Origin of the sequence: Halobacillus sp. BBL2006, assembly GCF_000786645.1 — a bacterium.
In the GTDB taxonomy this organism is placed as follows: Bacteria; Bacillota; Bacilli; order Bacillales; family Halobacillaceae; genus Halobacillus.
Genome location: NZ_JRNX01000823.1, coordinates 1 through 1,749, shown reverse-complemented (window position 1 = coordinate 1,749; position 1,749 = coordinate 1). Strand labels below are relative to the sequence as shown.

Genomic DNA, 1,749 nt, shown 5'->3' with positions numbered 1-1,749 from the left:
GCGAATGGACGAACAAGCCCGCCACTAGGGAAGAATAATGTATTTGTTACCTACCAAAATAAGTTGCTTCAGGAGTGGAAGGGCTTTGAAAAAGAAGATAATGAAGTGTTGATCGCACTCAATCATTATCCTGTTATTGATGAAAGAATCGATCAATTGAAAGGGACGACCTATTATAAATTCAGAGACTATGACCTGATTATTGCTGGTCATTACCATGGAGGCCAAATACGAATCCCATTCCTTGGTGCGCTCATCGTTCCTGAAGCGTTTTATGATTTTGGAGGCTTATTCCCTCCGCAAGACCGCGTGAAAGGGTTGTGGGAATATAAAGGGGTGAAGCAATATGTGAGTGCGGGTCTTGGGAGTAGTGATGCTGTTGGATTCTTGAATTTCCGTCTTTTTAATACTCCTGAGATAAATCTTCTAACATTAAGGAGAGAATAGCTTACTATAATCATTTAATAGGAACCTTCTTAAATTTATCTGTATTTTCAGAATAACTTCTGCTATACTTTTAAGTAAGTAAATATATTCGGCAAAGGCGCCAATATCGTTAGCTAATACTAACGATATTGGCGCCTTTTTTTATTTAACTATTAAAAAGAGGGTGAATTCGTTTGAAACTATCATGTCAATTACGAAACGAAACCTACCATTTCAACTCCATCAAGGATGTGCTGGCAAAGGCCAGTGAAGAAAAGTCCGGAGATGTTATGGCAGGCATTGGCGCGAAATCTTCACTAGAACGTATGGCAGCTAAGTACACGTTGAGTGAACTTCAGCTGAAAGATATTTATGAGAATCCTGTCATTTCCTTTGAAACAGACGAAGTAAGTAAGGTGATTTATGAAGACGTCAGTCAATTTGTTTATAAGGAAATCTCCGGATGGACAGTAGGAGAACTGCGCGAGTATATACTTAATCATTCGACTAATTCAAACGACTTGAAAAGGTTGAGCAGAGGGTTAACGAGTGAAATGATCTCCGCTGTCGCTAAATTAATGTCGAGCATTGATCTGGTATTGGCTTCCCAGAAGATGAAGCACCAGGCTCATTGCAATACGACGATTGGAGAGCCTGGACGTTTGGCTTTTCGCTGTCAGCCTAACCATCCAATCGATAATCCAGAAGGAATTTTAGCTTCTATTAAAGAGGGATTATCCTATGGATCTGGGGATGCTGTGATTGGGATTAATCCTAATAATGAGGCGGTGGATTCTGTAGCCAAACTTCTGACGATGAGTCATGAGTTCATGGGAAAATGGGAAATCCCGACTCAGAATTGTGTCCTGGCTCATATAACGACACAAATGCAAGCGCTTAAAAAGGGAGCACCTGTCGCGCTCTTATTTCAAAGTTTAGCGGGTTCACAGTTGGCGAATGATGATTTCGGCGTCAATGCGGAGCTCTTAGATGAGGGTTATGAATTAATGAAGTCAAAAGGAACGTCAGCCGGTCCGAATTTCTTTTACTTTGAGACAGGGCAAGGATCGGAGGTATCCTTAGACGGTCATTCCGGGGTAGATATGCAGACACTGGAAGCAAGGACGTATGGATATGCGCGCAGATGGCAGCCGTTTATGGTTAACAACGTCTCCGGCTTTATAGGTCCCGAAACATTATTTGATGGCAAGCAAATGATCCGTGCAGACTTAGAGGATTTATTTATGGGGAAAATGCATAACTTGCCGATGGGAATCGCCCCTACGTACACGAACCATATGAGTGCGGACCAGAATGACCAGG

General features: G+C 42.0%; 1 protein-coding gene and 1 pseudogene. Both read left to right on the top strand.

Features of this window, described 5'->3' with window-relative positions:
* Nucleotides 1-447, top strand: a pseudogene (locus LD39_RS23305) (hypothetical protein); the annotation flags it as partial.
* Nucleotides 448-620: 173 nt separating this feature from the next.
* The coding region (gene eutB / locus LD39_RS20065) for an ethanolamine ammonia-lyase subunit EutB (protein WP_035552704.1) at nucleotides 621-1,749 on the top strand (1,129 nt) is incomplete at its 3' end.